The 22,158-nt window shown below is 70.0% G+C and carries 17 protein-coding genes; 14 read left to right on the forward strand and 3 right to left on the reverse strand.

The annotated features are described in order from the left end of the window. Window positions 1-104 precede the first annotated feature (104 nt). The 9 genes from AQJ67_RS14845 (at window position 105) to AQJ67_RS14885 (ending at window position 11,467) form a co-directional block, all read left to right on the forward strand. Window positions 105-3,059 carry a M14 family metallopeptidase gene (locus tag AQJ67_RS14845; protein ID WP_062719177.1) on the forward strand — a complete coding sequence of 985 codons (2,955 nt, stop codon included), beginning with the start codon at window positions 105-107 and terminating at the stop codon, window positions 3,057-3,059. Window positions 3,060-3,288: 229 nt separating this feature from the next. Continuing rightward, on the forward strand, window positions 3,289-4,299 hold the full coding sequence (gene gap, locus AQJ67_RS14850) for a type I glyceraldehyde-3-phosphate dehydrogenase (RefSeq protein WP_062719178.1): 1,011 nt from the start codon (window positions 3,289-3,291) through the stop codon (window positions 4,297-4,299). 155 nt (window positions 4,300-4,454) lie between these two features. After that, a complete protein-coding gene (locus AQJ67_RS14855; RefSeq protein WP_062719179.1) occupies window positions 4,455-5,666 on the forward strand; it encodes a phosphoglycerate kinase in 1,212 nt (403 codons plus the stop codon). A gap of 6 nt (window positions 5,667-5,672) precedes the next feature. Further along, window positions 5,673-6,449 carry a triose-phosphate isomerase gene (gene tpiA / locus AQJ67_RS14860; protein ID WP_062719180.1) on the forward strand — a complete coding sequence of 259 codons (777 nt, stop codon included), beginning with the start codon at window positions 5,673-5,675 and terminating at the stop codon, window positions 6,447-6,449. 102 nt (window positions 6,450-6,551) lie between these two features. Next, complete coding sequence (secG, locus tag AQJ67_RS14865) at window positions 6,552-6,782, forward strand: preprotein translocase subunit SecG (protein ID WP_009300451.1); 231 nt, start codon at window positions 6,552-6,554, stop codon at window positions 6,780-6,782. A 201-nt stretch (window positions 6,783-6,983) separates the two neighbouring features. Beyond that, complete coding sequence (locus AQJ67_RS14870; protein ID WP_003976875.1) at window positions 6,984-7,319, forward strand: RNA polymerase-binding protein RbpA; 336 nt, start codon at window positions 6,984-6,986, stop codon at window positions 7,317-7,319. A 137-nt stretch (window positions 7,320-7,456) separates the two neighbouring features. Next, entirely contained in the window at window positions 7,457-8,746 is a 1,290-nt protein-coding gene (locus AQJ67_RS14875) for an MFS transporter (protein ID WP_062719181.1), read from the forward strand. Window positions 8,747-8,798: 52 nt separating this feature from the next. Further along, the gene (pgi, locus tag AQJ67_RS14880) at window positions 8,799-10,454 is read left to right on the forward strand and encodes a glucose-6-phosphate isomerase (RefSeq protein ID WP_062719182.1); all 1,656 of its coding nucleotides are present in this window, start codon (window positions 8,799-8,801) and stop codon (window positions 10,452-10,454) included. Window positions 10,455-10,561: 107 nt separating this feature from the next. Continuing rightward, complete coding sequence (locus AQJ67_RS14885; RefSeq protein WP_062719183.1) at window positions 10,562-11,467, forward strand: proline-rich domain-containing protein; 906 nt, start codon at window positions 10,562-10,564, stop codon at window positions 11,465-11,467. 9 nt (window positions 11,468-11,476) lie between these two features. On the opposite strand, the gene AQJ67_RS14890 is transcribed toward AQJ67_RS14885, so the two are convergent. The 3 genes from AQJ67_RS14890 to AQJ67_RS14900 all read right to left on the reverse strand — a co-directional run bounded on the left by AQJ67_RS14890 (window position 11,477) and on the right by AQJ67_RS14900 (window position 15,151). Then, window positions 11,477-13,759 carry an ABC transporter permease gene (locus tag AQJ67_RS14890; RefSeq protein WP_062719184.1) on the reverse strand — a complete coding sequence of 761 codons (2,283 nt, stop codon included), beginning with the start codon at window positions 13,757-13,759 and terminating at the stop codon, window positions 11,477-11,479. 1 nt (window position 13,760) lies between these two features. Beyond that, the gene (locus AQJ67_RS14895) at window positions 13,761-14,492 is read right to left on the reverse strand and encodes an ABC transporter ATP-binding protein (RefSeq protein ID WP_062719372.1); all 732 of its coding nucleotides are present in this window, start codon (window positions 14,490-14,492) and stop codon (window positions 13,761-13,763) included. Between the two features lie 143 nt (window positions 14,493-14,635). Beyond that, window positions 14,636-15,151, reverse strand: a complete 516-nt coding sequence (locus tag AQJ67_RS14900; protein WP_062719185.1) for a PadR family transcriptional regulator — start codon at window positions 15,149-15,151, stop codon at window positions 14,636-14,638. 186 nt (window positions 15,152-15,337) lie between these two features. Here AQJ67_RS14900 and AQJ67_RS14905 point away from each other — a divergent pair, with 186 nt between their 5' ends. From AQJ67_RS14905 to AQJ67_RS14925, 5 genes are all read left to right on the forward strand, one after another. Continuing rightward, window positions 15,338-16,609 carry an ABC transporter substrate-binding protein gene (locus AQJ67_RS14905; RefSeq protein WP_062719186.1) on the forward strand — a complete coding sequence of 424 codons (1,272 nt, stop codon included), beginning with the start codon at window positions 15,338-15,340 and terminating at the stop codon, window positions 16,607-16,609. 145 nt (window positions 16,610-16,754) lie between these two features. Further along, window positions 16,755-18,389, forward strand: a complete 1,635-nt coding sequence (locus AQJ67_RS14910; RefSeq protein WP_208614960.1) for a glycoside hydrolase family 13 protein — start codon at window positions 16,755-16,757, stop codon at window positions 18,387-18,389. 58 nt (window positions 18,390-18,447) lie between these two features. Next, window positions 18,448-19,785 (forward strand): ABC transporter substrate-binding protein, encoded by a 1,338-nt coding sequence (locus AQJ67_RS14915; RefSeq protein ID WP_062719187.1) that lies wholly within the window; start codon window positions 18,448-18,450, stop codon window positions 19,783-19,785. Window positions 19,786-19,791: 6 nt separating this feature from the next. Next, window positions 19,792-21,156, forward strand: coding sequence for an ABC transporter permease (locus AQJ67_RS14920; RefSeq protein ID WP_062719188.1), 1,365 nt, complete (start codon window positions 19,792-19,794; stop codon window positions 21,154-21,156). Beyond that, a complete protein-coding gene (locus AQJ67_RS14925) occupies window positions 21,153-21,992 on the forward strand; it encodes a carbohydrate ABC transporter permease (protein ID WP_062719189.1) in 840 nt (279 codons plus the stop codon). Before AQJ67_RS14920 ends, AQJ67_RS14925 begins: the two co-directional genes overlap by 4 nt. Window positions 21,993-22,158: the final 166 nt, after the last annotated feature.

Here is a 22,158-nt window from a genome sequence, read left to right on the forward strand (position 1 = left end):
GGCACCGGTGTTTGTCAGTCTTTGCGGCACTCTTGACTGGGTCGTGAAGTGGCATGAGCCTGGCAGTCATTCGTCACTGTGGCGAATCACTGCTAGGGGGGTTCATGAGACACAGAGCGAGATCGATCCTCGCTGTCGGCGCGCTCCTGATAGGCGGAGCGAGCATCGCACCCATCGCCCAGGCCCAGCAAGGAAGTGCGCAGGACACCGACCCGAACGAGGTCAAGGTCTTCCGCGCCGAGGTCACCAAGAAGCAGATACCCCTGCTGCTGGAGGCCGGCCAGGACGGGCACGAACTCAGTGAGCAGGCGCCCGAGAAGGGCACGGCCACCGTCGAGGTCTACCTCACCGACGACCAGGCCAAAAAGCTGGAGAAGAAGGGCGTCGAGCTCACCGAGCACGACCTGTCCGCCAAGGCCGAGGAGCGCACCGCGAAGGCCGCCGAGGGCGTGTACCGCCCGTACAGCGGAAGCGGCGGCCTCAAGGAGGAGATCCTGCGGACCGGGCAGGAGAACCCCGGCCTCACCAAGGTCGTCTCCATCGGCAAGACCGTCGGCGGACAGGACATCCTGGCGCTCAAGCTCACCAAGAACGCCAAGAAGACCAAGGACGGCTCCAAGCCCGCCGTCCTCTACATGTCCAACCAGCACGCGCGCGAGTGGATCACGCCGGAGATGACCCGCCGCCTGATGCACCACTACCTGGACAACTACAGGTCCGACAAGCGCATCAAGAAGATCGTCGACTCGACCGAGCTGTGGTTCGTCCTCTCGGCCAACCCCGACGGCTACGACTACACGTTCCAGGACCCCGGCAACCGCCTGTGGCGCAAGAACCTAAGGGACAACAACGGCGACGGTGCCATCAGCACCGGTGACGGCGTCGACCTCAACCGCAACTTCGCCTACAAGTGGGGCTACGACGACGAGGGTTCGTCCCCCAATCCCACCAGCGAGACCTACCGCGGCGCGTCCCCGGCCTCCGAGCCCGAGACCAAGGCGATCGACGCCTTCCAGAAGCGCATCGACTTCACCTACGGCATCAACTACCACTCCGCCGCCGAACTCCTCCTCTACGGCGTCGGCTGGCAGGTGGCCACCGAAACCCCGGACGACGTCCTCTACAAGGCGCTCGCCGGCACCCCGGACAACTCCGCGATCCCCGGCTACCACCCGCAGGTCTCCTCGGAGCTGTACACCACCAACGGCGAGGCGGACGGCCACGCGTCGAACGTCAACGGCCTGGCGATGTTCACGCCCGAGATGTCGACCTGCCAGACCGCGTCGAACATCGACCCGGACGACCAGTGGAACGCCCGGGACTGCCAGTCCGTCTTCAACTTCCCGGACGACGAGAAGCTGATCCAGGACGAGTTCGCCAAGAACGTCCCGTTCGCGCTCTCCGTCGCCGAGTCCGCTGCCAAGCCCGACCAGCCCAAGTCCTCGCTCGGCCTGAAGGCCGCCGACTTCACCCCGGCCCCCTTCACCGCCTCGTACTCCCGCGGCGCCGACCAGGAGGTCTCCGTCGTCGTACGCAAGTCCGTGCGCGACAAGGAGCTCAAGTACCGCGTCAACGGCGGCCGTACGCACGACATGGCGCTGAGGCCCTGGAAGGGCGGCGAGACGTACGGCGGTGAGGACAACCTCTACTTCGACGAGTACCGCGCCAAGGTCGCCGACGGCGACGTGGGCGACAAGGTCGAGGTGTGGTTCACCGGCGAGACGAAGAGCGGAAAGCCCGTCTCCAGCGCGCACTTCACCTACACGGTCGCCGAACGGTCGCGCGCGGACGTCCTCGTCGTGGCCGAGGAAGGCGCCACCGCCACGCACGCGCAGAAGTACGTCGACGCGCTCAAGGCCAACGGCCACCGGGCGATCGTCTGGGACGTCGCCACACAGGGCGCGCCCCACGCGCTCGGCGTGCTGGGCCACTTCGACACCGTCCTCCACTACACGGGCGCGAACGTCCCGGGCAACGCCACCCAGCTCGAGCTGCGCGCCTACCTCAACGAGGGCGGCAAGCTGATCGAGGCGGGCGAGCAGGCCGGCGGCGCCGTCGACCTCGGCGGCGGCACCCTGTCGGACGACTTCAGCCAGTACTACCTGGGCGCCTACTCCCGTACGTCCATCCCCGGGGCCACCGGCTTCACCGGCTCCGGCAGGCTCGGCGGCTTCACCGGCGCGCTCGGCGACGCCACCGGCAACCCGCTCGACAAGGCCGGCACCTACAGCGTCACCTCGGACGAGCTGCCCGCCGACCAGTACCCGCAGTTCGCCGGCGCGGGCGCCGGCCAGTTCGCCGGGACCGTCAACCCGTACGGCCCGTACGCCGGTTCCTCCATGGTGGCCGCCGTCCACACCGACGACGCCTACAAGCGGCTGACCAGGACCGTCGACCTCACCGGAGTGACCGCGGCCCAGAAGCCCACGCTGCGCACCCAGTTGCTGTGGGACGTCGAGCCCGGCTACGACAACGTCCTGGTCGAGGCCCACACCACCGGGGTCGAGGACTGGACGACCCTCCCCGAGGCGAACGGCGCCACCAGTAACACCGTGCCCGCCGACTGCGAGGCCGGGTTCTACGCGGGTGAGCACCCCTGGCTGAACCACTACCTGACCGTGGTGACGAGCGGGTGCACCGCGAGCGGCAGCAGCGGCCAGTGGAACGCCTTCACCGGCGCCTCCGAGGGCTGGAAGCAGGTCGAGTTCGACCTGAGCGCGTACGCCGGGAAGTCGGTCGAGCTCTCGATCGCCTACGTCACCGACCCGAGCAGCGGCGGCCACGGCGTCCTCGCCGACGAGACCGCGCTCGTCGTCGGCGGCACGGCCACCGAGACCGAGGGATTCGAGACGTCGCTCGGCGCCTGGAGCGTGACCGGACCGCCCGCGGGCAGCCCGGCCGTCCTCAAGGACTGGACGCGCACCGGCACGCTGTTCCAGACGTACGGTGCGACCACGACGGACGACACGGTGCTGCTGGGCTTCGGCCTGGAACACGTCACCGCGGCGGCCGACCGGAAGGCGCTCATCGGAAAGGCCCTCGACTCACTTGACGAGTGACACGCCGAGGTCAACCGCGTACCACGCAGGGTGACCAAATCGAGTGATCCGGCCTTCATGGCGGGGCGGTCCGTACCCCTACTGGCGGGTACGGGCCGCCGTGCCGTGTATGAGGCATCTGAATGTCACCACGGCGGCTTCAGAGAGGTAGGGTCGTAGGCGGTCGGGGACATCCCAAACAGAGCTCGCCGGCACCGCATGGCCGGCGTACCAACGAGGAGATCGGTTCGTGACGATCCGCGTAGGCATCAACGGCTTCGGTCGTATCGGTCGCAACTACTTCCGCGCGCTGCTGGAGCAGGGCGCTGACATCGAGATCGTGGCTGTCAACGACCTGGGTGACACCGCTACCACCGCGCACCTGCTGAAGTACGACACCATCCTGGGCCGCCTCAAGGCCGAGGTGTCGCACACCGCCGACACGATCACCGTCGACGGCCACACCATCAAGGTCCTGTCCGAGCGCAACCCCGCCGACATCCCGTGGGGCGAGCTGGGCGTCGACATCGTCATCGAGTCGACGGGCATCTTCACGAAGAAGGCCGACGCCGCCAAGCACCTCGCCGGCGGCGCCAAGAAGGTCCTCATCTCGGCTCCGGCCAAGGACGAGGACATCACCATCGTGATGGGCGTCAACCAGGACAAGTACGACGCGGCCAACCACCACGTCATCTCCAACGCCTCCTGCACCACCAACTGTGTGGCGCCGATGGCCAAGGTCCTCGACGAGAACTTCGGCATCGTCAAGGGCCTGATGACGACGGTCCACGCGTACACCAACGACCAGCGCATCCTGGACTTCCCGCACTCGGACCTGCGTCGCGCCCGCGCCGCCGCCGAGAACATCATCCCGACCACCACGGGTGCCGCCAAGGCGACCGCGCTGGTCCTCCCGCAGCTCAAGGGCAAGCTCGACGGCATCGCGATGCGCGTCCCGGTCCCGACCGGCTCGGCCACCGACCTGGTCGTGCAGCTGCAGCGCGAGGTCACCAAGGACGAGGTCAACGCCGCGTTCAAGAAGGCGTCCGAGGACGGCGACCTGGCGGGTTACCTGTCGTACACCGAGGACCCGATCGTCTCCTCGGACATCGTCAGCGACCCGGCCTCCTGCACCTTCGACTCCTCCCTGACCATGGTCCAGGAGGGCAACTCGGTGAAGATCCTCGGCTGGTACGACAACGAGTGGGGCTACTCCAACCGCCTCGTCGACCTCACGGTCTTCGTCGGCAACCAGCTCTGATATATCCAGAGCAGGCGCATTGATGTGAGTCAGGGCTCGGGCGGCGCAGGGACGCGCCGTCCGAGCCCTGACGCGCGTGCAGAACAGACCTGTTGGATCACGAGCGCTTCCGAGCGATCACGAGAGATCACGAGCCCTTCTCAGGAGTCCCCTTCATGAAGACGATCGACGAACTTCTCGCCGAAGGCGTCGCCGGCAAGCGGGTCTTCGTCCGCGCCGACCTGAACGTGCCGCTGGACGGCACCACGATCACCGACGACGGCCGTATCCGCGCCGTCCTGCCCACCGTCAAGGCGCTGGCCGAGGCGGGCGCCCGGGTGGTCGTCGCCTCGCACCTGGGCCGCCCCAAGGGCGCCCCGGACCCCGCTTTCTCCCTCGCCCCGGCCGCCGCGCGCCTCGGGGAACTCCTCGGCGCCGACGTGGCCTTCGCGACCGACACGGTCGGCGACTCCGCCCGGGCCGTGGTCGCGGGCCTCGCCGACGGCCAGGTCGCGGTCGTCGAGAACCTCCGCTTCAACGCCGGTGAGACCAGCAAGGACGACGCCGAGCGCGGCGCCTTCGCCGAGCAGCTCGCCGCCCTCGCCGACGTCTACGTCGGTGACGGCTTCGGCGCGGTGCACCGCAAGCACGCCTCGGTGTACGACCTGCCGGCCAAGCTGCCGCACTACGCCGGCCACCTCATCGCCACCGAGGTCACCGTCCTCAAGAAGCTCACCGAGGACGTCAAGCGGCCGTACGTCGTCGCGCTCGGCGGAGCCAAGGTCTCCGACAAGCTCGCCGTCATCGACCAGCTGCTCGGCAAGGCCGACCGGCTGCTCATCGGCGGCGGCATGGCGTACACCTTCCTCAAGGCCAAGGGCTACGAGGTCGGCACCTCCCTGCTTCAGGCCGACCAGATCCCGGCCGTCACGGAGTACCTGGAGCGCGCCGAGAAGCTCGGCGTGGAGCTGGTGCTCCCCGTCGACGTCCTGGTCGCGGGCGAGTTCCCGGACCTCAAGACCAAGGCGCCGGCCAACCCCACGACCGTCGCCGCGGACGCCATCCCCGCCGACCAGGAGGGCCTGGACATCGGTCCGGAGACCCGCAAGCTGTACGCCTCGAAGCTCACCGACGCCGCGACCGTCTTCTGGAACGGTCCCATGGGCGTCTTCGAGCACCCCGACTACGCCCAGGGCACCGCCGCGGTCGCCCAGGCCCTCATCGACTCGGACGGCTTCACCGTCGTCGGCGGAGGTGACTCCGCCGCGGCCGTGCGCACGCTCGGCTTCGACGAGAACGCGTTCGGCCACATCTCGACCGGTGGCGGCGCCTCCCTCGAATACCTCGAGGGCAAGACGCTCCCCGGCCTCGCCGCACTGGAGGACTGACCCCTTATGAGCACGCGCACGCCGCTGATGGCGGGCAACTGGAAGATGAACCTCAACCACCTCGAGGCCATCGCCCACGTCCAGAAGCTCGCCTTCGCCCTCGCGGACAAGGACTACGACGCCGTCGAGGTCGCCGTCCTGCCACCCTTCACCGACCTGCGCTCCGTGCAGACCCTGGTCGACGGCGACAAGCTGAAGATCAAGTACGGCGCCCAGGACATCTCGGCGCACGACTCCGGTGCCTACACCGGCGAGATCTCCGGCCCGATGCTGGCCAAGCTGAAGTGCACGTACGTGGCCATCGGCCACTCCGAGCGCCGCCAGTACCACGCCGAGACCGACGAGATCGTCAACGCCAAGGTCAAGGCCGCCTACAAGCACGGCCTGACCCCGATCCTGTGCGTCGGCGAGGAGCTGGAGGTCCGCGAGGCGGGCAACCACGTCTCCCACACCCTCGCCCAGGTCGAAGGCGGTCTGAAGGACCTCCCCGCCGAGCAGGCCGAGACCGTCGTGATCGCCTACGAGCCCGTCTGGGCCATCGGCACCGGCAAGGTCTGCGGCGCCGAGGACGCCCAGGAGGTCTGCGCCGCCATCCGTGGCAAGATCGCCGAGCTGTACACACAGGAGCTGGCCGACAAGGTCCGCATTCAGTACGGCGGCTCCGTGAAGTCGGGCAACGTCGCCGAGATCATGGCCCAGGCCGACATCGACGGAGCCCTGATCGGCGGCGCGTCGCTCGACGCCGACGAGTTCGTCAAGATCGTGCGGTTCCGCGACCAGTGAGTATGCGGTAGCCACGATCCGTCGTACCCTTGCGGGGGCGCAGCCACGGTGCTGTGCCCCCGTCGTCCATCCGAATCCGAGGAAGTTGGTCCAGCCGTGGTTATGGGGTTCTCCATCGCCCTGATCGTCTTCAGCCTGCTGCTGATGCTGCTGGTGCTGATGCACAAGGGGAAGGGCGGCGGCCTCTCCGACATGTTCGGTGGCGGCATGCAGTCGTCCGTCGGCGGCTCCTCGGTCGCCGAGCGCAACCTCGACCGGATCACCGTTGTGGTCGGGCTGCTGTGGTTCGCGTGCATTGTCGTGCTCGGCATCCTGATGAAGGTGAACAACTGACCGGCACGCACAATCCGCACGTAAGGCCCCATGTTCGGTACGCGCAGCTGAGCGCGGCCTATCATGGGGCTTGCGTCTAGGTGTGAGGGCTCTGTAACTCCAATCACTGGACGCGCGTTGGGCCTTACGTAGACTGAGGCGCTCGCAGCGAAGCGAAACGCCGACTCGCTTTGCGGCACCATCACGCAGGGAGTTACGACCGTGGCAAGTGGCAACGCGATCCGAGGAAGCCGGGTCGGGGCGGGGCCGATGGGCGAGGCCGAGCGCGGCGAGTCCGCGCCGCGTCTCCGCATCTCCTTCTGGTGCTCCAACGGGCACGAGACGCAGCCCAGCTTCGCCAGCGACGCGCAGGTTCCCGAGACCTGGGACTGCCCGCGCTGCGGCTTCCCCGCCGGACAGGACCGGGACAACCCGCCGGACCCGCCGCGCACCGAGCCCTACAAGACGCACCTGGCGTATGTACGGGAACGACGCAGCGACGCGGACGGCGAGGCGATCCTCGCCGAGGCACTCGCCAAACTGCGGGGCGAAATCTAGGAGTTGAGGTCCGGCCGGACACCCGCGGGTGTCCGGCCGGACCTGTATGACGCACCGGCCCACCGCCGGTGGACCCCCGCTCCGGGGCCGATTGTCAGTGGTGCCCTCTACGGTTTGTGTATCGATCTTCTGCATCGATGGACCGAGGGGGAGTTGTGACTACGACGACGGGGACGGCGGGGGTGCGTGCGCCCGCGTGGCGCGGAGGGTTCGGACGGCTGTGGAGCGCCGCCGTGCTCTCCAGCTTCGGTGATTCCCTGCGTACGGCCGCCCTGCCGCTCCTCGCCGTGACGCTGACGGACCGGCCGCTGCTGATCGCCGCGGTCACCGCCTGTGGCTATCTGCCGTGGATCCTCTTCGGACTGCTCGGCGGCGCCGTCGCCGATCGGGTGGACCAGCGTCGCGCGATGTGGACGGTCGACGCGTTACGAGCCCTGCTCGTCGGCGCGTTCGCGGTGGCCGTGGCCCTCGGACACGCCTCGATCGGGCTGCTCGTCGCGCTGGCCTTCACCCTGACCGCACTCCAGACACTGTTCGACAACGCGGCCACCTCTCTGCTCCCGGTCCTGGTGGACCGCGACGCCCTCGGCAGTGCGAACACCCGCCTCATGACCAGCCAGCGCATCGCCGGCGGACTGGTCGGCGGGCCGGTCGTGCCTGCCTTGCTGGCAGCGGGAGCTGCCGTTCCCTTCGTGGCCGACGCCGGCACCTATGTGGTGGCGGCTCTGCTGGTGGCATCGGTGCGGATCGATGCGCCCGAGCGGAAGCCGGCCCCGGCGGGCAGCACCCTGCGCCGGGAGATCGCGGAAGGGTTGCGCACCCTGTGGCGCGACCGGGCCCTGCGCGGCCTGTGCGCCGCCACCGCCCTGTGCAACATCGGCATGGGAGCCCAGCTCGCCACCCTGGTCGTCCTGGTCACCGGATGGCTGGACGCCGGCCCGGTGGGATACGCGGCGGCGGGTGCCGCGTTCACCGTCGGCGGCCTGGCCGGGGGAGTGGTGAACGGCCGGGTCGTGAAGCGGCTGGGCGCCGTCCGGGCCGTGCTGCTCGCCGGGGCGGTGCAGATCGCGGCCCTCGTCGTCATGGGCACCGTGCGCAGCCTGACCGTGCTGGTGGCCGCCCTGGTCGTCTTCGGCCTCATGGGCATGGTGTGGAACGTCAACACGACGACCCTCATGCAGCAACGCAGCCCCGCCGAGCTGCTCGGCAGAGTCGCCTCGGCCTTCCGGACCCTGGCCTTTGCCGGGGTGCCGCTCGGCGCCCTGCTGGGCGGTGCCGTCGCCACCGCCTGGGGCCTCAACGCCCCGCCCCTGCTCACGGCGGCCTTCTTCGTGCTGGCCCTCGGCGCGCTGATACCTGTGCGCAAGCCGGACGTACCTGTTGTTGCGCCGGACGACGACGCCACGACGGCTCACGCCGCGCGCTGATCAATTAGGTTGGAACAGCTGGGACAGGCACGAAAGAAGGCTGAAGTCGGACATGAACGCAGACGGCCGTACCAGGCTCAACCAGACGCCCGAGTGGACCGCGCTGGCCAAGCACCGCGAGGAGCTCGGCGAAGTGCGGCTGCGGGAGCTGTTCGCCGCCGACCCGGGCCGCGGTGCCGGGTACACGCTGCAGGTCGGCGACCTGCACATCGACTACTCCAAGCACCTCGTCACCGACGACACGCTGCGGCTGCTGCGCGAGCTGGCCGCCGCGACGGACGTGTTCGGGCTGCGGGACGCCATGTTCCGCGGCGAGAAGATCAATACCACCGAGGACCGCGCCGTGCTGCACACCGCGCTGCGCGCACCGCGTGACGCGGTGATCGAGGTCGACGGGGAGAACGTCGTCCCGGGAGTGCACGCCGTACTCGACAAGATGGCCGACTTCGCCGAGCGCGTCCGCTCCGGCGCCTGGACCGGCCACACCGGCAGGCGCATCAGGAACGTCGTCAACATCGGCATCGGCGGCTCCGACCTCGGCCCCGCGATGGCCTACGAGGTGCTGCGCAGCTACACCGACCGCGACCTCACCGTCCGCTTCGTGTCGAACGTCGACGGCGCCGACCTGCACGAGGCCACGCACGACCTGGACGCGGCGGAGACGCTGTTCATCATCGCCTCGAAGACCTTCACCACCATCGAGACGATCACGAACGCCACCTCGGCCCGCAACTGGCTCCTCACCGAGCTGGACGCCGGCCCGGAAGCCGTCGCCAAGCACTTCGTCGCGCTGTCGACGAACGGCGAGAAGGTCGCCGACTTCGGCATCGACACGGCCAACATGTTCGAGTTCTGGGACTGGGTCGGCGGGCGCTACTCCTACGACTCGGCGATCGGCCTGTCGCTGATGATCGCGATCGGGCCGGACAACTTCCGGGAGATGCTCGACGGCTTCCGGACGATCGACGAGCACTTCCGCACCGCGCCCGCCGAGTCCAACGTGCCGTTGCTGCTCGGCCTGTTGGGCATCTGGTACGGCAACTTCCACGACGCCCAGTCGCACGCGGTGCTGCCGTACAGCCACTACCTGTCGAAGTTCACGGCGTATCTCCAGCAGCTGGACATGGAGTCCAACGGCAAGTACGTCGGCCGGGACGGCCGCCAGGTCGACTGGCAGACCGGGCCGATCGTGTGGGGCACGCCGGGCACCAACGGGCAGCACGCGTACTACCAGCTGATCCACCAGGGCACCAAGCTGATCCCCGCGGACTTCATCGGCTTCGCCGAGCCGGTCGCCGAGATGAGTGAGGAACTCAAGGCGCAGCACGACCTGTTGATGGCGAACTTCTTCGCCCAGACGCAGGCGCTGGCGTTCGGCAAGACGCCGGAGGAGGTGCGCGCGGAGGGGGTGCCGGAGGAGTTGGTGACCCACAAGACCTTCAAGGGCGACCACCCGACGACCACGATCCTCGCGCGGGAGCTGACCCCGTCCGTGCTCGGTCAGCTGATCGCGCTGTACGAGCACAAGGTGTTCGTGCAGGGCGCGGTGTGGAACATCGACTCCTTCGACCAGTGGGGCGTCGAGCTCGGGAAGGTCCTCGCCAAGCGCGTCGAGCCCGCGCTGACCGAGGGCGCCGAGGTACCGGGACTTGACGCGTCGACGAAGGCGCTCGTCGCGAAGTACCGGGAGCTGCGCGGCCGGCGGTGACCGGGGCGGCCTGGGACGGCTGACGCGGGAGGCGGGCGGCGCGTGATCGTCCGCTTCCCGTAGACTCCCTCGCTGCTCATGACAACGATCACTCGGGGGAGTGCAAGTTGACGTCTCCACAGGGGAGTTGGACCGGCGGTGCCCTCACCGCCCGGTCGTTCCTGAAACCTCATCATGTCGCCCGGGCGGTGTTCCATCCGACCTGGATCCCGGAGTCGCTGGATCCGTCGGTGGACGCGCTCAAGAAGGCGCGTGTCATCGCGGGCGCGGTCGCGGCGTTCGGCGTCTACACCTTCGTCGAGGGCGGGTTCGCGTTCGACGAGATGTTGAACAACGCCGCGACCGCGTGTGTCGTCCTGTTGTTCATCACGCCGCTCACGGTCGGCCTGATGCTCTACCTGTGGCGGCGTTCCGGGGCCGGCACGGTGGGGCAGCTGCGGGAGCCGCTGGTCAGGTCGCTGAAGCTGCTGCTGCTGTTCATCGGCTCGGCGTTCGGGACGGTCCTGGTCTTCCGGCTGGGGGATGCCTTCGGGACCCTCGGGGGCCTGCTGTTCAGCGCCATCGGGCTCTGGCTGGCCTTCTTCGTGATCGCCGGCGCCTACCGCATCTCCGGGAACTTCTTCGGCACCGCGGTCGTGCACCGCTGTCTGCCGCCGCTGCTCGCCGCGGTGACGAGTTGGCTCATGGCCATCCCCGATCTCGTCACGGGCGACCTGCACGGCCTAGGCCTCGCCCTGGGCTTCGTCTTCATCCTGGGCGCTCCGATCACCGTCACGGGTATCGCCCTGCTGGAGATGGGCCGGCTCAGAAGCCGGTACGGCATACGGCTCGCGGCCCACCCGGCCACGCTGCCGCCCACTCCGGCACCGACCCCGCCGCCACCGCCGTACGCGCCCAACGGGTTCGTGCCACCGCAGGGCAACCCGTACGCGCCCCCGGCCGGGAACCCCTACGGTCCGCCGCAGGGCAACCCGTACGCGCCGGGTCCGCGGAACCCGTACCACCCCCGGTAGTCCCGCCGGTCAGGCGACGGCGCTCAGGGTGTCCGCGAGGCGGCGGCGGGCCGCGCGGGAGGCCGGGACGGCGGCGAGGGCGGCAGCTCCGGCGACCGCCGCCACGCCGAGCAGCAGTAGAAGAGCGACGGGCGGTCCCTGGGCGATCCCGGCGCCGATGCCGCTCGATCTGCCCTGGGCGTCGATCAGCCAGTGCGCGAGGGGTGCGCCGAGGGCCGTGGCGATGACGACCGCGGCCAGGGCGGTGCAGGCGGTGGACGTGACGGTGATCGCGGTGATCTGTCGTGGGGAGAGGCCGATCGCCTTCAGGGCCAGCAGGTCGCGTTCGCTCTCGCGGACGGTGCCGCCGATCGCGGTGAGCAGTTCGATGAGCCCGATCAGGGCCAGGACGGCGATCAGGCCGACGACGACTCCGCGCAGGGGCGAGAGCCCGTCGGCGGGGTTGGGTACGGCGTGGACGTCCAGGCCGCCGTGCCCGGCGGTGGAGAGTCGGTCGGCCACCCGGGCGGGGTCCGCGCCCGGGTCGAGCCGTAGCTCGTAGAGGGTGGGGCCGAGGCCGGGGTCGTTCTCGCGGAGGGTGTCGAGGGAGGTGGAGATGACCCGGCCGGCGTTCTCCGGTTCGATGCTGCGGCCCACGATGTGCAGGATCTGCGGCTGGTCGCCGACGGTCATCCGCACCCAGTCGCCGACCCGCACGTCCAGCAGCTCCAGCAGCCCCTGCCCGGCCACCGCCTCGTCGCGGCCCTGGGCCGGACGGCCCTCGGCCAGGGCGTACGGATAGGGGTCCGCGTGGGTGCCGAGGCCGCGCAGGGCGATCGTGGCGGTCTGGCCCGGGACCAGGGCGGCCACCTCGACGCCCGGGTAGGCGGCGGCGACCTGCGGGTCGCGTTCCAGCAGGGCGCGGGTGTCCCGTTCGGCGAGGCCGGATTCGGCGTGGACGGTGAGGGCGGTCGGCAGGCCGATCTGTTCGGGCCGGCTGTCGAACCGCTCGATGGTGGTCCACGCGCCCATCGCCACCACGATCAGCAGCAGCGGCAGCGCGAGCCGGGCGACCGTCGCCAGGGACCGCGGGCGGCGGGTGAAGGCCCGGTGCCAGCCCAGTACCAGGGCGGGCGGCAACCGTAGCCCGAGCGCGCCGCGCGCCACACCCGAGAGCCGACCGCCGAGCGAAGCCGCCGGCCGAGGCACCGGCACCGGGGGCACCCGCCCCGCCCGCCAGGCCGCGAGCCCCGTGGTCGCGCCGATGAACAGCACCGCCCCGACCGGCACCACGACCAGCGCCAGGGTGTGTCCGGGCAGCCCCTGCCAGACCCCGACCGCGTCCCCGAGCCGTCCCGGAACGCGGCTGCCGAGGGCCTGGAGGACGGATGCGGCGGCCACCGCGCCCAGCAGGGCGTAGGCCAGGTGCTGGAGCAGGAAGACGCGGACCACCTGGCCCGGGGTGAAGCCGATCGCCTTGAGCACCGAGATGTCCCGCAGATGCCCGCGGATCCGGGTGCCGATCGCGCCGTGCACGGCGAGCCCGGCGGCGACCAGCGCGCCCAGCCCGAACAGGCCCAGCACCTGCCCGAGCAGCCGGTTGTCGCCCTGTGCCTCGGCCCGGCCCTGCTTCCAGGTGGAGACCTCGCTGACCGCGCCGGCGCCGAGTACGGTCACGGCGCGCTGGACGGCGTAGTCCGTGTCGTCGGGGTTGGTCAGCCGGAGCCCGATCACCTCCCCTGCCGGGTCGCGCACGGCGGACGGCGGAGCCCAGACGAGGCCCGGCTGCTCGCCCGGCCGGTAGCGCGGCTCGGCGCTGTCGGCGATGCCGAGCACGGTCAGGCTCCGGTCGGTGCCGGGAAGGGTGAGGGTGTCGCCGGGGGCGGCCAGCAGGGCGCGGGCCAGCCGGGTCTCCAGGACCACGCCGTCCGGGTTCGCGGGGTCCAGCCAGTGACCGGAGGTGAGGAGCGGGCGACCCACCGTGGGGCGCTCGGGAGTACCGCGCAGTTCGACGGAGGCGCGGGTTCCGCGGGAGGCGACAGTGGTGGAGGAGGTCGGGTAGGGGCCCGCGACGGAGTCGACGCCGTCGAGGCCGGCCAGCTTCCCGGTGTCGGCCGAGGGGCCGGTGTGCAGCCATACGTGCGCGCCGTGCGCCTGGGTGAAGACTCGCTGCCAGGGGTTGGTGGCGTAGCCGAAGAGGGCCGTGGCCAGCAGCAGGGAGACGACGATCCCGGCCGTGGCGAGCACGAGGAACAGCGCCTCGCCGCGGTGCGTGCGCAGATCGGAGTGCGCCCAGCGCAGGGTGGCTCGCATCTCAGTCCCGGAGCTCCAGCACACCGGATATCCCGGTGTGGCGCGGCGCAGTGCCCGCGTCCAGCTCGGCGTCGTCGGCGATCCGGCCGTCGAAGAAGCTGATCACCCGGTCCGCCGCGCTCGCCAGCCGGGCGTCATGCGTGACCAGCACGATCGTCTGGCCGCGCTGGTGGAAGCGGGACAGCAGGCGCATCACCTCGCGGGTGCCCTTGCTGTCCAGGCTGCCCGCGGGCTCGTCGGCCAGCAGCAGCGGCGGACGGTTGACCAGGGCCCGGGCCAGCGCGACCCGCTGCTGCTCGCCACCGGACAGCTCGCCCGGCATGCTGCGCTCCTTGCCGGTGAGCCCCAGCTCGGCCAGCAGCTCCGCCCGCTCGGCGCGGGCCCGCTTCGGCGGGACGCCGGCCAGCAGGGCCGGCAGTTCGACGTTGTCGGCGACGGACAGGTCGGAGACCAGGTTGAAGAACTGGAAGACGATCCCGATGCGCTTCCTGCGCTCCACCGCCCAGCGGGCCTCGCTCCACCGGTCCGCGCACTCGCCGTCGAGCCAGATGCTCCCGCTGTCCGGGCGCTGGAGCCCGCCCAGCAGATGCAGCAAAGTCGACTTACCGGCACCGGACGGACCGGTGACGGCCACGAACTCGCCCTGCCGCACGGAAAGATCCACGCCTCGCACGGCGTGCGCCGGAGCGCCCTCGCCGTGATGCGTCTTGACCAGGCCCTCGGAACGCAGCACAGGGCTCTCGGCGCCGGCCCCGGCACTCTTCGCGCCGGCCTCGGCACTCTTCCCGCCCGCCTCGGCACTCTTCCCGCCCGGCCCGGCAACCTTCGCCCCCGCCTCAGGACCGCCGGCGCGCACCCCAGGAGTGGAATCGTCGCTCACTCCAGCTCCTCCAGCTCTTCCTGGCACCGCTCCAGCCAGTCGAGATCGGCCTGAAGGTGCAGCATCGCGCCCTCGATCAGCAGATGCGCGATGCGGTTGTCCCGGTCCTCGGCGGCGGCCAGCTTCGACAGTTGACGCATGGTGTTCAGGTACTGGCGCCGCTGTTTGTTGATGAGGGCGATCTGGTCGGCGAGACCGGTCTGCGGGGCTACGGCCAGTTTCATGAAGAACTCGTCCCGTACCCGCGGCTCGTCCTCGGGCTCCTCGAACCAGGCGCGCAGCGCCTCACGCCCGGCGTCGGTGAGGTGGTAGACCTTCTTGTTGGGTCGGCTCGACTGCTCGACGTCCTCGCCCTCTATCAGCCCCGACTTCTCGAGGCGGCCGAGGGTCACATAGATCTGGCCGACGTTCGGCTGAGGGTACGCGGAGCCCAGCAGTTGCTCAAGGTCCTGCTTCAGCTCGTAGCCGTGCGCCGGGCCGCGCGCCAGCAGGGCCAGGAGGGGCAGCCGCACTCGACCTCTCCTCCTCGCATCCGGTTAATGTGGCGCGAGGCCCTGGGGCCTCGTGCCAGTCTCCTGCCTGCCCAGGAGATTGCCGCCAGGCCCTAGTATCGCGCATACCTAACAGGTATACATGGCCTCTGACCCCGGGCGAAGATGTTCGGCGCCAGTTGTACAGGGTTGTACAGGGAGGAACCTATGCGGTGGATCCACGCCGCCGGTAGGGGCCTTCTCGTCCTCGTTGTGATCCTGACCGGCTACGTCGCCTCCGGCGCACGTGCCGACGAGGGCCCCGCGAGCGGCAGGGGACCGATGACCCTCGCCACCGCCGGGGACCTCACGGGCTATCTCGGTTCCGTCCTGGACGGCTGGAATCGCACCCACCCCGACGAGAAGGTCACTCTCGTCGAGCTGCCCGACTCCGCCGACGAGACCCATGCGCAGATGACCACCGACCTGCGCGCCGGCGGCCGCAGCCGTTTCGACATCCTCAACATCGACGTCAGCTGGACCTCGGAGTTCGCGGCGCACGGCTGGATCCGTCCGCTGGACCGGGGTCGCTTCCCGCTGGGCAGCTTCCTGCCACCGGTCGTGGACACGGCGACCTACGACAGACAGCTGTACGCCGTCCCGTACGTCACCAACGCCGGCCTGCTCCTCTACCGCAAGGACATCCTCGCCAAGGAGGGCGTCGACCCGCCGCGCACCTGGGCAGAGCTGGAACGGGCCGCGAAGACCATCGCCCCGAAGTACGGGCTCGACGGCTACGCGGGCCAGTTCCTGCCCTACGAGGGCCTCACCGTGAACGCCGCGGAGGCCGTCTACTCGGCCGGCGGCTCGATCCTCGGCGACGAGGGCGAGCGCGTCACCGTGAACTCGACGGCGGCCCGCGAGGGCATCGACTTCCTCGCCCGGGGCGTGCGCGAGGGCTGGATCCCGAAGCAGGCGCTGACGTTCAAGGAGGAGGAGTCCAAGCAGGCCTTCCAGGACGGCCGCCTGCTCTTCCTCCGTAACTGGCCGTACGCCTATGTCGGCGCGTCGGCCAAGGGCTCGCCGGTCTCCGGGAGGATCGGCGCCGTGCCGCTGCCGGGTCCGGACGGGCCGGGCAGGAGCGTGCTGGGCGGCTCCAACCTGGCCGTCAGCGCCCACGCCCGGCATCCCGACTCGGCCGCCCGGCTGATCGCGTACCTGACCAGTGAGCGCGTCCAGCGCCAGGTCCTCACGCGCGGCGCGCTGCCACCCGTACGGGCCGACCTGTACGAGGATCCCGCGCTGGTGCGGGAGTTCCCGTATCTGCCGACCCTGCGCGAGAGCCTGCGCACGGCCGCGCCGCGCCCCAAGAGTCCCCGCTACGACCAGGTGAGCCTGGTGGTGCAGGCGGTCGTGCACGACGCGATGACCGGGCACGAGACGCCCGCGGCGGCCGTGCGGCGACTGGCGAGAGAGCTCGCCGCCGTCTCCTCTCGCTAGCCCTCTCTAGTTACTTGTTAAGTAACGCCGAGGTCTCTTCTGTGGCCGGTCTGGCGTGAAATAAGCGGATATAAAGCCCTGACTCCTCGGTAGCTTGCGTCCAGTTCATTGACACCCTCCCGAAACAGCTACTTAACATGCATGCATGCTGAGTAAGTACCACTGGTGGCGTGACGCGGTGATCTACCAGGTCTACGTCCGCAGTTTCCTCGACAGCACCGGCGACGGTGTCGGTGATCTCGCCGGGGTCCGGGCCGGGCTGCCGTATCTGAAGAAGCTGGGCGTCGACGGGATCTGGCTGAGCCCCTTCTATCCCTCGCCGCAGCACGACCACGGCTACGACGTCGCCGACTACTGCGACGTCGACCCGCTCTTCGGTGATCTCGCCGAGTTCGACCTGCTGGTCGCGGCGGCCCGGCGGCTCGGGATCAAGGTGCTGCTCGACATCGTCCCGAACCACTGCTCCAGCGAGCACCCGTGGTTCGCGGAGGCGCTGGCCGCCGAGCCCGGCAGCGCGGCCCGTGCCCGCTTCCACTTCGCCGACGGCCAAGGGAGCGGCGGCGAGGAGCCGCCCAACAACTGGCACTCCATGTTCGGCGGCCCGGCCTGGAGCCGGGTGACCGAGGCGGACGGGCGGCCCGGACAGTGGTACCTGCACATGTTCGCGCCCGAGCAGCCCGACTGGAACTGGCGCAACCCCGAGATCGGCGCCGAGTTCGACCGCGTCCTGCGCTTCTGGCTGGACCGGGGCATCGACGGCTTCCGTATCGACGTCGCCGCCGGCCTCTACAAGCACCCCGAGCTGCCCGACTCCGACGACCCGGAGGCCGACGCCCGCACCCGTGACTCGGTCAACCCGCTCGCCTGGAACCAGCCCGAGGTGCACGCGGTGTGGCGCAAGTGGCGCTCGATATGCGAGGAGTACACCGCCCGCGACGGCCGCGAGCGCCTCCTCGTCGGCGAGGTCTCCGTGCCGACCGCGCGCGAGCACGCCCTGTACGTCCGTGACGACGAACTCCACCAGGCCTTCTTCTTCGACCTGCTCAGCGCACCCTGGGAGGCCGACGCCTTCCGCAAGGTGATCTCCGAGGCCATGCAGGACATCGCCGGCACCGGCTCCACCGTCACCTGGGTCCTCAACAACCACGACCAGGTCCGCACCGTCACCCGCTACGGCGAACCGGCCCCCGAGGGCAGCGGACTCGGCCCCGCCCGCGCCCGCGCCGCCGCGCTGCTGATGCTGGCGCTGCCCGGAGCCGCGTACATCTACCAGGGCGAGGAGCTGGGCCTGCCCGAGGTCGTCGACCTTCCGGACGACGTGCTCACCGACCCGATCTTCCACCGCACCGGGAGCCGCGCCCGTATCCGCGACGGCTGCCGGGTGCCGCTGCCGTGGTCGGGACAGGCGTCGCCCTTCGGCTTCACCTCCGGTGTCGAGAGCGCCAAGCCCTGGCTGCCGCAGCCGGAGTACTTCGCCGAGTACGCCACCGACCGCGCCCTCGCCGACACGCGCTCCTTCTGGCACCTGTACCGCGACGGCCTCCAACTCCGCGACGCCCTGCCCCAGTTGGGGGAGGGCACACTGCGCTGGCTGGACAGCCCGCCCGGCGTCCTGGCCTTCGTCCGCGGCGACGGCCTCGTCTGCGCCGTCAACTTCGGTACGGCCCCCACCCCGGCACCGGTCTCCGGCACGCCGCTGCTGTCCAGTGGACCCTGCCCGGCCGGGGTGCTGCCCGGCTCGACGGCCGCGTGGTGGATCGGCGACGGCGCCGACCTCTGAAGCCCCCCAGGAGCCCCGAGCTCCCGTCAACTCCCCACCCCCCGAAGGGACATCAACGATGATGCGACGACGTACGACCCTGCTCACCGGCTGCACCGCCCTCGTCCTGGCGCTCGGCGTGACCGCCTGCGGCGGCGGACCGGTCTCCGCCGGCGGCGGTGACAAGGCGCTCAGCGGGCAGACGATCACCGTGGCCGGCGTGTGGACCGGCACCGAGCAGAAGAACTTCCAGAAGGTCCTGGACGCGTTCACCGAGAAGACCGGCGCCAAGACGACGTTCGTGTCCACCGGCGACAACGTCTCCACCGTCGTCGGCAGCAAGATCGAGGGCGGCAACGCCCCCGACGTGGTGATGGTCCCGCAGGTCGGCGTGCTCCAGCAGTTCGCGAAGAACGACTGGCTCAAGCCGCTGTCCAAGACCGCCCAGCAGTCCGTCGATGCCAACTTCGCCCCCGTGTGGAAGAACTACGGCAGCGTCGACGACACCCTCTACGGCCTCTACTTCAAGGCCGCCCACAAGTCGACCGTCTGGTACAGCCCCGACGCCCTCGCCCAGGCCGGCGTCGAGCCGCCGAAGTCGTACGACGACCTGCTGAAGGCCGGACAGACCGTCTCCGACTCGGGTCTCGCCGCGTTCTCGGTCGCCGGGCAGGACGGCTGGACGCTGACCGACTGGTTCGAGAACGTCTACCTCTCCCAGGCCGGACCCGAGAAGTACGACGCCCTCGCCGCGCACAAGCTGAAGTGGACCGACGCGTCGGTGGTCGAGGCGCTGACGACCCTCGGCAAGCTGTTCAAGGACAAGCAGCTGATCGCGGGCGGCCAGAAGGGCGCCCTCAACACCGACTTCCCGGGCTCGGTGGAGAAGGTCTTCGGGCCGAAGCCCGAGGCGGGCATGGTCTACGAGGGAGACTTCGTCGCGGGCGTCGCCAAGGACCAGTTCGGCAGGAAGATCGGCGAGGACGCGAACTTCTTCCCCTTCCCCGCGGTCGGCGGCGGCAAGGCGCCGGTCGTCAGCGGCGGTGACGCGGCCGTCGTGCTGAAGGACGGCAAGAACCAGAAGGCCGGCATGGCCCTGCTGGAGTACCTGGCGACACCGGAGGCCGCGGCCGTGTGGGCTCAGGCGGGCGGCTTCCTCTCCCCGAACAGGAACGTCGACCTCGCCTCGTACGGCGACGACGTGGCCCGGGCGACCGCCAAGTCCCTTGTCGCGGCGGGCGATTCCGATTCGGTCCGCTTCGACATGTCCGACCAGGCACCGGCCGCGTTCGGCGGCACCAAGGGCGCGGGCGAGTGGAAGCTCCTCCAGGACTTCCTGCGCGACCCGTCCGACCCGAAGGGCACCGCGGCGAAGCTGGAGGCCGCGGCGGCCAAGGCGTACGAAGGCCAGGGCTGACCCGACATGACCGCCACTCTCCTGAAAGAGGCGAGCCGCGGGGCCGCCGTGAGCCCGGGCAGGGAACGTGCCCGGCGCTCGCGGCGGCGCGCGCGGATCATCGCCCTGCTCTTCGTCTTCCCCGCGCTGCTCCTGCTGGGCGCGCTGGTCGTGTACCCGGTGCTGTTCTCCGTCGGCCGCAGCTTCTTCGACGCCTCCGGCACCCGCTTCGTGGGCGGCGAGAACTACGCCGAGATGTTCCGCGACCCGGCCACGCTCAAGGCCGTCCGCAACACCACGATCTGGGTGGTGGTCGCCCCGGCCCTGCTCACCGGCCTCGGTCTGATCCTGGCCGTGCTGGTGGAGAAGGTCCGCTGGGCCACCGCCTTCAAGCTGCTGCTCTTCATGCCGATGGCCGTCTCCTTCCTCGCCGCCGGCATCATCTTCCGCCTCGCCTACGACGAGGACCCCGACAAGGGCGTACTGAACGCCGCCGTCGTCTCCGTGCACGACGCCTTCCAGGGCACGTCGACCTATCCGACGGCCCGGGCGCGCGACGGGCAGGGGCTGGCGAAGGCGGCGGACGGCTCGTACCGCACGAGTACGACCGCGTCGCCGGGTGAGTCGGTCACGCTGGGCCTGGTCGGCGTCCTGCCCGACGACCTGCCCGGGGGCACCGAGCCGGCGTACGCGGCGGCGGGGCAGAAGGCGAGCCCCGGTGAGCTGCGCGGCGTCGTGTACCTCGACTTCACCCCCGGTGGGGGAGGGGAACAGGGCAAGGTCGACCGGCGGGAGAACGGGCTGCCGGAGATGAAGATCGAGGCGGTGCGGGCCGGAAAGACGGTCGCGTCGACCACGACGGCGTCCGACGGCTCCTTCGCTTTCGACGGGCTGGACGACGGCTCGTACACGGTGAAGCTGCCGGCGTCGAACTTCGCGGCCCCTTATGAGGGCGTCTCCTGGCTGGGGCCGACGCTCGTGACGCCCGCGATCATCGGGGCGTACCTGTGGATCTGGACCGGCTTCGCGATGGTCCTGATCGGCGCGGGCCTGTCGTCCCTCCCCCGGGACGCGCTGGAGGCGGCCCGGATGGACGGGGCCAACGAGTGGCAGATCTTCCGGCGGATCACGGTGCCGCTGCTGGCGCCGGTGCTGACGGTCGTGTTCGTCACCTTGGTCATCAACGTGATGAAGGTCTTCGACCTCGTCTACATCATCGCGCCCGGGCCGGTGCAGGAGGACGCGACCGTGCTCGCGACGCAGATGTGGCTGGTGTCGTTCGGCGGCGGCAACAACCAGGGGCTGGGCAGCGCGCTCGGTGTGCTGCTCCTGCTGCTGGTCATCCCGGCCATGGTGTTCAACGTCCGCCGTTTCCGAGGGAGTCAGCGATGAACGCGGTCAGGCGCGGTCTGGGCAACGGGGTCGTCCAGGCGCTTCTCGTGGTGGTCGGGCTGGTGTGGCTGACGCCGCTCGCCGGACTGTTCCTGTCGTCCCTGCGGTCTGCCGAGGACACGGCGACGGGCGGCTGGTGGACCGTGTTCACCAGTCCCGGTCAGCTGTCCTTCGACAACTACTCGGCGCTGCTGGGGAACGCCGGGATCAGCCAGGCCTTCTGGAACACCGTGCTGATCTCGGTGCCGGCGACTGTGCTGGTCGTCGTCCTCGCGGCGCTCGCCGGGTACGCGTTCGCGTGGCTGGACTTCCCCGGGCGGGAGGCGGTGTTCCTGGTCGTGGTGGCGCTGCTGGTGGTACCCGTGCAGATCGGTCTGCTTCCGGTCGCCAAACTCTTCGGTCAGCTGGGGCTGTTCGGCACGATCCCCGGTGTCGTCCTCTTCCATGTGGCGTACGGGTTGCCGTTCGCGGTGTTCCTGCTGCGGAACTACTTCGCCGAGATGCCCAAGGAGATGCTGGAGGCTGCGCGGATGGACGGCGGCAGCGAGTGGCGGATCTTCACGCGGCTGGTCCTGCCGGTGGGGCGGCCCGCGATTGCCTCGCTGGCCATCTTCCAGTTCCTGTGGGTGTGGAACGACATGCTGGTGGCGTTGCTGTTCGCGGACAGTGCGTCGCAGCCGCTGACGGTTGAACTGCAGTCCCAGATAAGGCAGTTCGGCAGCAACATCGATGTGCTGGCGCCGGGGGCGTTCGTCTCGCTGGTGGTGCCGGTGGTCGTGTTCTTCGCGTTCCAGCGGCATTTCGTGCAGGGGGTGATGGCCGGGTCGGTGAAGTAGACCTTCCCTCGCCCCCGCCGCCCCTACCCGTCCCATCCCTGGGGGCTCCGCCCCCAGACCCCCGCTATCGGCCCTCCGGGCCTCGTCCTCAAACGCCGGACGGGCTGAAAAGCCTCGCCCCCTGCGGGTGGGTGGGGGTTCGGGACGGCAGAGACTCGTCCTCAAA

It is taken from the genome of Streptomyces caeruleatus, assembly GCF_001514235.1.
GTDB lineage: Bacteria > Actinomycetota > Actinomycetes > Streptomycetales > Streptomycetaceae > Streptomyces > Streptomyces caeruleatus.

Excerpts from the sequence above, each read along its gene's own strand:
- AQJ67_RS14915 (WP_062719187.1), top strand. The coding sequence starts at position 18,448 with ATGATGCGACGACGTACGACCCTGCTCACCGGCTGCACCGCCCTCGTC.
- AQJ67_RS14890 (WP_062719184.1), bottom strand. The coding sequence starts at position 13,759 with ATGCGAGCCACCCTGCGCTGGGCGCACTCCGATCTGCGCACGCACCGC.
- pgi (WP_062719182.1), top strand. The coding sequence starts at position 8,799 with ATGAACGCAGACGGCCGTACCAGGCTCAACCAGACGCCCGAGTGGACC.
- AQJ67_RS14910 (WP_208614960.1), top strand. The coding sequence starts at position 16,755 with ATGCTGAGTAAGTACCACTGGTGGCGTGACGCGGTGATCTACCAGGTC.
- AQJ67_RS14925 (WP_062719189.1), top strand. The coding sequence starts at position 21,153 with ATGAACGCGGTCAGGCGCGGTCTGGGCAACGGGGTCGTCCAGGCGCTT.
- secG (WP_009300451.1), top strand. The coding sequence starts at position 6,552 with ATGGGGTTCTCCATCGCCCTGATCGTCTTCAGCCTGCTGCTGATGCTG.
- AQJ67_RS14845 (WP_062719177.1), top strand. The coding sequence starts at position 105 with ATGAGACACAGAGCGAGATCGATCCTCGCTGTCGGCGCGCTCCTGATA.
- AQJ67_RS14920 (WP_062719188.1), top strand. The coding sequence starts at position 19,792 with ATGACCGCCACTCTCCTGAAAGAGGCGAGCCGCGGGGCCGCCGTGAGC.
- tpiA (WP_062719180.1), top strand. The coding sequence starts at position 5,673 with ATGAGCACGCGCACGCCGCTGATGGCGGGCAACTGGAAGATGAACCTC.
- AQJ67_RS14875 (WP_062719181.1), top strand. The coding sequence starts at position 7,457 with ATGGACCGAGGGGGAGTTGTGACTACGACGACGGGGACGGCGGGGGTG.
- AQJ67_RS14855 (WP_062719179.1), top strand. The coding sequence starts at position 4,455 with ATGAAGACGATCGACGAACTTCTCGCCGAAGGCGTCGCCGGCAAGCGG.
- AQJ67_RS14905 (WP_062719186.1), top strand. The coding sequence starts at position 15,338 with ATGCGGTGGATCCACGCCGCCGGTAGGGGCCTTCTCGTCCTCGTTGTG.